Genomic DNA, 7,453 nt, shown 5'->3' with positions numbered 1-7,453 from the left:
GTGCTCGACGATCTGCTTGACGCGCTGCACCTGGTCCTTGTGGGCCACCAGCACGGCGTCGTTGGTCTCCACCACCACCAGGTCCTTGACGCCGACCACGGCCACGATGCGGCTCTCGGCGCGCACCAGCGAGCCGGACACGTCGTCCAGGTAGACGTCGCCGCGGGTGGCGTTGCCGGCCGCGTCCTTCGGCTGCACCTCGTGCAGCGCGGACCAGGAACCGACGTCGCTCCAGCCGATGTCGGCCGGCACCACCACCGCGTGCGTGGTCTTTTCCATCACCGCGTAGTCGATCGAGTCCGACGGGCAGGCCGTGAAGGCGGCCTCATCCAGGCGGCAGAAATCGAGGTCGCGCTGGTCGTTGCGCACCGCCTCGGCGGCCTTGGTTGCCATCTCCGGCTGGAACCGCTCCAGCTCGCGCAGGTAGGCGTCGGCGCGGAACAGGTACATGCCGCTGTTCCAGTAGTAGTTGCCGGCGGCGACGAAGCCCTCGGCGGTGGCGCGGTCCGGCTTCTCGACGAAGCTGTCGACGCGGAAGCATTGTTGCGCGCCGGCGGCGGCGCCGCTCTTGATGTAGCCGTAGCCGGTTTCCGGCGCGGTAGGCACGATGCCGAAGGTGGCCAGCTCGCCCTCCTTGCTCAGCTTTTCCGCGCGCGCGATAGCGGCGTGGAAGGCCGGCATGTCGTTGACGACGAGGTCGGCCGATAGCACCAGCATCACCGCGTCCGGGTCGATGGCCTTGACGTAGTTGGCGGCGGCGGCCACTGCCGGCGCCGTGTTGCGGCCGACTGGCTCCAGCAGGATGCCCAGCGGCTTGACGCCGATTTCGCGCATCTGCTCGGCCACCATGAAACGGTGCTCGTTGCCGCACACCACCAGCGGCGCCATCAGTTCGGCAACCGCTTGGGCCGCCGCACCGCCCGCGCCAGCGGCGACGCGCAGCGCGGTTTCCTGCAGCATGGTTTTATCGGTGACGAGGGGCAGCAGCTGCTTGGGCAACACCGCGCGGGACAGCGGCCACAAGCGGGTGCCGGCGCCGCCGGATAGAAGGATGGGATAGATTGCCATGAATTTGTTTTAAAAAAATAAGATGTTTAAATGCTTGGTTCAGATCGAGCTTAGCCATTCGCGCTGGCGTTTCAAGCAGCGAGGCAGGCTCAGATGGCTGCGATCGCTGGCCGGCGCATTGCGCCGCGCCTTTGCCAATTGCGCAACGAGGGCTGCCGCGTATTCCTGCTGGCCGAAAAAGTCGACGGTCTGCACTTGCAACTGATCGGCAAACTCGCGCACTGGAACGGTGTCCGAAGCTATTACTGGCAGGCCGCTTGCAGCGGCCTCGAGGAAAGACCAGGACAGGACGAACGGCGTCGTCCAATAAGTGTGCACTCGGCTTATGCTCAGCAGTTGCAAGTAGGCGTCGTACGACACTTGGCCGACGAAATGGACGCGGCTGAGATTTAGCTCCCCGCCCACTTCCTTGAGCATATGTTCTTTCCAGCTCAGGCCGCCGGGCGCACGTTGCCCGTAGCTGACTTCGTTGCCCCCGACGACAATCGCGCGCGCGTTTGGCCGTTGCCTCAGCACTTCCGGCAAGGTTCTCATAAATACGTGAAAACCACGCACGGGCTCGAGATTACGGGCGACATAGCTGAGCACTTCGTCGCCGGGACGAAACTCTATGGCTTGGCTACCGTCGCGGGTGCCGATCTTCAACCGGGCCTCGGGATCGAACTTCAGGCGCTTCAGGTCGATGCCATCGTGAATCACGGTGATTTTTTCCTGGGCCCAGGCGGGGTAGGTGCTCTTTTGCCACTCGGTCGGGGAGATGGCGGCGTCCGCTATTTCCATACTGAGCAGGTTGGTTGTGTTTTTCAGGCGGAGTTGGCAGCGCTGGGTGAAAGTCAGCGGTGGCTGTTCCGGGTCGAATCCCACATCCTGGCCCTCAGCCGCGTAGTAATACTCGCAGTAAATGACGAGTTTGGCGCGCGGGAAAACGTCCTTCATGAACAAGGCTTCACCCCAGCCCGGATGGGCGATAATCAGGTCCGGTTCGAAACCGTCGCGTTTCAGTTGGAGCGCTGCGGCGGCGCAGGCCTCGCCCCGCAATACTTTTCCCTCTTGATCCTGTAGCAAAAAATGCGTCTCCTGGGCTGGGGATCGCAGCAGGGTGTAGGGCCGCACAATCACGCCGGCCGGCGCGGGGCGCTGATCGATAGTCAGCGCCACTACCTTGTTTTTCTTATCTTTCGCCAAGTCCGCAGCAAGGTGCACGAACTGGCCAGGGAAATTTTGATGAATGAACAGAACGTTCACAGCATCACTCCAGAAAGCCGGCCGAACAGGTCGCCACTGGTCGCCGGCATTGTCGCAATGGCCCACAGATCCCAGCGGCTACCCTCATGCACGCGCGCCTCGTGGAAGCCGGCGTCCGCCAGGGCCTGGCCCAGCGTGGTCGCGGTGAAACCGGTGCGGTGCGCCATATAGTGATTGCCATTGCGTAGCGAGGCTTGGTGGCCGAACACCACGTCCAGCGCCGTGATCGGACCCGCGGCGGACTCGTACAAGGTCCCCGTCAGGTCGTCCTCGACGATATGGCGCGCGATCGCGCGCAAATCCGGCACGCTGATCAGGGCGAAGCCATCCGGCTTGAGCACTCGGCGGAACTCGGCCAAGGCGGATGGCACCTCGTGCCAGTTGAGATGCTCAAGGTTGTGGGACGACCAGATGGCGTCCATGCAGCCGTCGGGGATGCCGCCCAGGTTGGTGATGCTGCCGATGATGTCCGGCTGGACCTTCGGGTCGATGTCCAGGCGGATTTCGCGCCACTGCGCGTTGCGGAAGTAGGCCGGCAGGCGCTCCGGGCGCGCGGCGCCGCAGCCGACATGCAGCAGGTTGAGGAGGTCGGGGGACTGTATTGCTTGGGCCTGGGTTTGCATCGTGATATCTATTTGGGTAGCGGGTGCGTGCCTCCAGGGGAGGCACGGGGCGTTGAATCAATGCTGCGGGTCGATGCCGGCGCGGCGCGGCGCGCGGCTGCGCGGCGGCAGCGCCAGGCCGCCGTACGCGTGGCTGTGCGGGTCGAGGTTCAGGCTGGGGTGATAAGCCGGATCATGCAGCAGCACGCGGCCCCACCGTGCGCGCAACTGGTCGATCTCGCGCAACGATCGGGCGCGCTTTTGCGGCGTGTCCTCGTGCCCTCGGCTGGCCGACTCGGCGTGCAGCATCTTGGCGTAAGGCGTCCAGACGATGGCCAGGCCGGCATCGCGGATTTTCAGGCACAGGTCCACGTCGTTGAATGCGACCGGGAAGGCCACGCCATCCATGCCGCCGACCGCGAGGTAGTCGCGCTTGCGCAGGAACAGGCAGGCGGCGGTCACACCGCTAACCTGCTGCAGCAACTGGTTGCGGCCGTGGTCGCCCCAATCGGCGTCGGCCAGGCGGTTGCCGTAGTGGCCGGCGACATTGCCGACACCCATCAGCACGCCGCCGTGCTGCACCATGCCGTTCGGCCACAGCAGCTTGGCGCCGACCGCGCCCACGCCCGGTTGCAGGAGCTGGCTCATGATTTCGTCCAGCCAGCCGTCGTGCGTCGCTTCGATATCGTTGTTGATCAGGCCCACCACGTCGCCGCTGGCCGCCTCAACCGCCGCGTTGTTGAGCGTGGCGAAGTTGAACGGGCCGGGGCAAGGCAGAACCTTCACGCCCTGCTTGGCGATCTTGCGGAAGTAGGTCTTGGTCTTGGGCAGGACCGAATCATTGTCGATGACGATGATTTCCAGATTCGCCCAATCGGTGTGTTGCTGGATGGTGCCGATGCAGCGCTCAAGCAATTCCACGCGGTCGCGCGTGGGAATGATCAGGCTGACCTTGGTTTGCTTGTCGCGTTTGCTCAACGGGCGCGCGATACGGCGGGGAATGAAACCCGCCGCAGCGGGGGCGTCGACCGCCCGCAATGCGGTGTTGGGTTCGATCCGGCGCAGGGCCGCCGCCGCGGCGTCGAAGCGCAGTTGCTGTTCCTCTTGCCCGAGCCGCGCGTCGCTATGCAGCAGCACGCGCGGCACGTGCAGGATGGATCGCTGCGCCGCTGGCCATTGGGCGGCGAGCAGTGCCCAGGCCAGGGTCGGCGCGTCAGTGAACGCCTCCTGTGGCAGGGCGCGCACCGCAGCCGCGCGGGCGAACAGCAGATCCAGCGGGTAGTCGCTGGCGAGCGCGTACTCCGGATTCCAGGCGGGTTTGAACCATGGCTGGCCGGCGCGCTCGCTGTCGCTATAGACGAGCTGGGTTTCCGACGCGATGAATCCTTCCAGCGCGGCGGACACCGCGTGTGGCTCAAGGATGTCTCCGGCACGCACGCATGCCAGCACGTCGCAGCCCGCCTTCAACGCGGCTTGCACCAGCGCGGCCAGGGCGTTGGCTTTCTTGCTCGCCGGGTCGAGCGCGAAGACCTTGACCTTGTCGTGGCTTTGCTCCACCAGGCTGTTCAGGGTGAGTTGGGTTTGCGCATCGTCGCCGCCGTGGACGATCAGGCCCACTTGCAGGGCCGCCACGGCGGCGGCGGTGCCACCCTGGTTCAGTGGCGTTTCGAATTGCGCGCTCCAGTCGCGGTAATGATCCATGCTGAGGCTGCGCGGCAGGATGCGTTCGTAGCCATCAATGGCCAGATCCAGCACGTTGGCCTTGCCGTCGGGGAGGAGGGTCTTGCAACCGGCCGCGTAGCAGCATACGGTCAGCGGACTGCCGTTCAGGGCATTGCCATGTTCGTCCACGACGCGCACGCTGTGGCTGTTGCCGTCGCCCAGGCTGATGGGCAAGTCCAGCGTGAAGCCATGGTCACCCACTTCGAAAGCGCGGGTGGCGGGATGCGTGAGGTTGGCGACGGATTCGGCGAGCAGCCGTTGGCCCAGGAAAGCCCTCACGGTCACCTTGCGCCGCTCGTCGCGGCTGTCCATGGCCCAGCCATGCAAACGCAGGGCGCCGTCGCTGAAGACCGCGCTGCTGGCGGCGACAGGCGGTTTCTCTTGCGAATCGAGCGCCACGAATCCAGGCAGGCAGGTCGCGGTGTTGGCGACGCGGACGGTGACGATGCCCTGCTGGCCATGCTTGAGGATGCCCACATCGGCCACAAAACCATGGCAGACGTCGTGCGCGGCGTGGCCGGGCGCGATGGCCGAGAACTGCTCGGCCAGATCGCTGCGGGCAACGTCAGCCGTGAGGGTGCCGATGGGTTCGCCGTCGCGGAGGATCTCCAGGACGACGCGCTGATTTGGCTGCTCGCTGTCGATCACCCAGCCATAGACCAAGCCGCGATGGGTGCCTTCCAACGCGCCGTGCCAGCGCTGCATTATTGCCTTGCTCGTTTTGGAACGGGTCTTGCGAGGGGCAGGGGGTGTTTCCATCTTCATGCTGCGGCTGCCTCTTTCAACTTGGATTGACGTTTCTTGCGTGCGGGCGGCGGAGCCTTGTGCTGCGCCAGCCAATTGTTCAACCATACCTCCGGATCGAAGCTTTCGTCCAGTTCCGTGCGCGGTACGCCCAGCGGCGTGGTCAGCGTGTGCTGTACAAGCAACGCCGCGCAGCCTGTCATGCCGACCAGGGCCGCGTCCGTCAGCAGGGTGGTTTCATCCCATATGCCGGATTGCAGCACGTCGACCACGCCGGTGTGCCACAAGGCTTCGCTGGCTTCGCCGATCACCAGCAGGCGCATGGACAGTTCCGGGCGGCTGGCGATCAGGCGCGCCAGGGACAGCACCTTGCTCGAATGCGGGTGGTGCTGTCGGTGCTGCCACACGCCAATGCGCATGCAGGACGAGGGCAGCGCCTGCGGAACGGGGCGAGCCACCTCGGCGGCGCCTTCCAGCAGTTGGACGGCAGCAGTGAGCCAGTCGCATCGCTGTTCTTCCAGCGCGTCGCGCAGGGCGGTGCGGGCTTCAAGCAGCGGGTCGTCGCTGAGGAAACGGGCGTAGTCGGCGTGGTACCTCGGATAGCGCGCGGCGAGCACGGCGCGGTTTTCGCGCACGCGCAGGGTTTTCTCGAAGCGGAACGAGACGGTGCCGGTGTGGGCGATGAACACGCCCGTGGACAGCAGGTGGCGGTGGCCGGTGGCGCTGGCGCGCAGGCACCAGTCCACTTCTTCACCGTAGCCGCGTACCAGGTGCACGCCGTCCAGCAGGCCGATCTCGTCCAGCACGCTGCGCTTGATGAGCATGGCGAAGCCGCAGCAGGTGGGCAGTTCCAGGTCTTCGGTCCGGCCGCTTTGGCGCAGGGCGGCGGCGGTGCCGTCCAGGCGCGCGAGTTGCGCGGGATTCGGGCCGCGCGCGTTGGTGGCGATTTTGGGGAAGCTGCTGATTTCGCCGTTGTTGGTCCAGGGAGTTGCCGTGGCGATGTCCGGCGCGCTGTACAGCGTGGCGCGCAGGCGGTCCAGCCAGTCGCCATGGACCAGGGTGTCGGCGTTGAGCAGCATGATGTCGCGCTCGGGGTGCTCGCGCATGGCGCGGTTGCAGGTTTCGATGAAGCCGAGGTTGCGGGGGTTGCGCAGCAGGTGCAGGCGGCCGTTCGCGGCTTGGGTGTCCAGCCAGGCGGAGAGCTCGGGTTCGGGGCTGGCGTCGTCCACCACCAGCAGGGCGGCGGGGGTGGTGTTGTGGCGCAGGCTGGTGAGCACGCTTTCGATGCAGGCGCGGGTGCGGGGGGCGTCGCCGTAGACGGGGATGACGATGTCGACGGGGCGGGCTTGTGCGGGGGCGCTTACTGCTACTGCAACTTGGGTTCCCGTCTGCACGGGAACGACGCGGTGCGGGGGGGCGAAGACCAGGGGGGAGCCTTGGAGCAGCTGGGGCTGGCCTTCGCTGTCGGCGAAGGCGAGGGACCAGACGCCGGTGGGGCGGGGCAGCGGCAGGCGGAAGCGTCGGCCGTCGGCCGGGACTTCGAACTGGTATTGCCTGGTTTCGTCGGAGAGCAGCAGGCGCATGCGCGCGCTGGCGCCGAACAGCATGGCCTCGATGGCGTCGCCGGCTTTCCAGCAGGCGCCCAGCGTGGCCACTCCCGCCTGGCGCAGGATGGCGAGCAGGTCGGGTTGGGTGCCGGCGCGGCAGCGCGCTGGCAGGAAGGCCGGTCCGAGACCGCGCACGCTGTCGGTCGCGCCGGACTCCAGCCAGCAGCGCAGCATCGCGTCTTGCAGCAGGGGCAGGTCGGGCACGCCTTTCCAGGCCTGGTACCAGGCTTTGGCGGTCAGTTCGGGACGGCAGGTTTCAATGATCTTGGCACGCAGGATGGCAGGGACGTGCATCGCCGGATATCGGCGGCACAGATACTCGACTGCGATCAGCGCATCGGCGTAGTGGCCGGATTGGAAAGTCTCGTATGCGCGCGACAATAAAGCGTCGTCGCGCAAACGAGGGGAACAGAAAAGGAAAAAGGGGGGAATCCCCCCTTGTTGGTGCGTCATGTAACGTCGCTT

5 protein-coding genes are annotated in these 7,453 nt (G+C 65.9%); all 5 read right to left on the bottom strand.

Annotation, left to right across the window (positions count from 1 at the left end; all coding sequences use genetic code 11):
* Positions 1–1,068: mannose-1-phosphate guanylyltransferase/mannose-6-phosphate isomerase (locus tag BM436_RS21265; protein WP_093557533.1), on the bottom strand; the 1,068-nt coding region annotated here is incomplete at its 3' end.
* A gap of 39 nt (positions 1,069–1,107) precedes the next feature.
* Positions 1,108–2,313, bottom strand: coding sequence for a glycosyltransferase (locus BM436_RS36365; protein WP_143133259.1), 1,206 nt, complete (start codon positions 2,311–2,313; stop codon positions 1,108–1,110).
* Positions 2,310–2,936, bottom strand: a complete 627-nt coding sequence (locus tag BM436_RS21255; RefSeq protein WP_093557532.1) for a class I SAM-dependent methyltransferase — start codon at positions 2,934–2,936, stop codon at positions 2,310–2,312. The genes BM436_RS36365 and BM436_RS21255 overlap by 4 nt, the downstream gene beginning before the upstream one ends.
* A gap of 57 nt (positions 2,937–2,993) precedes the next feature.
* The gene (locus tag BM436_RS21250) at positions 2,994–5,342 is read right to left on the bottom strand and encodes a glycosyltransferase family 2 protein (protein ID WP_218164902.1); all 2,349 of its coding nucleotides are present in this window, start codon (positions 5,340–5,342) and stop codon (positions 2,994–2,996) included.
* A 56-nt stretch (positions 5,343–5,398) separates the two neighbouring features.
* A complete protein-coding gene (locus BM436_RS21245; RefSeq protein ID WP_143133258.1) occupies positions 5,399–7,282 on the bottom strand; it encodes a glycosyltransferase family 2 protein in 1,884 nt (627 codons plus the stop codon).
* Positions 7,283–7,453 lie beyond the last annotated feature (171 nt).

The organism is Pseudoduganella namucuonensis (genome assembly GCF_900116645.1).
GTDB lineage: Bacteria > Pseudomonadota > Gammaproteobacteria > Burkholderiales > Burkholderiaceae_D > Rugamonas > Rugamonas namucuonensis.
Note: the sequence above shows the minus strand (reverse complement) of the source record. Positions and strands in the feature narration are given on the sequence as shown.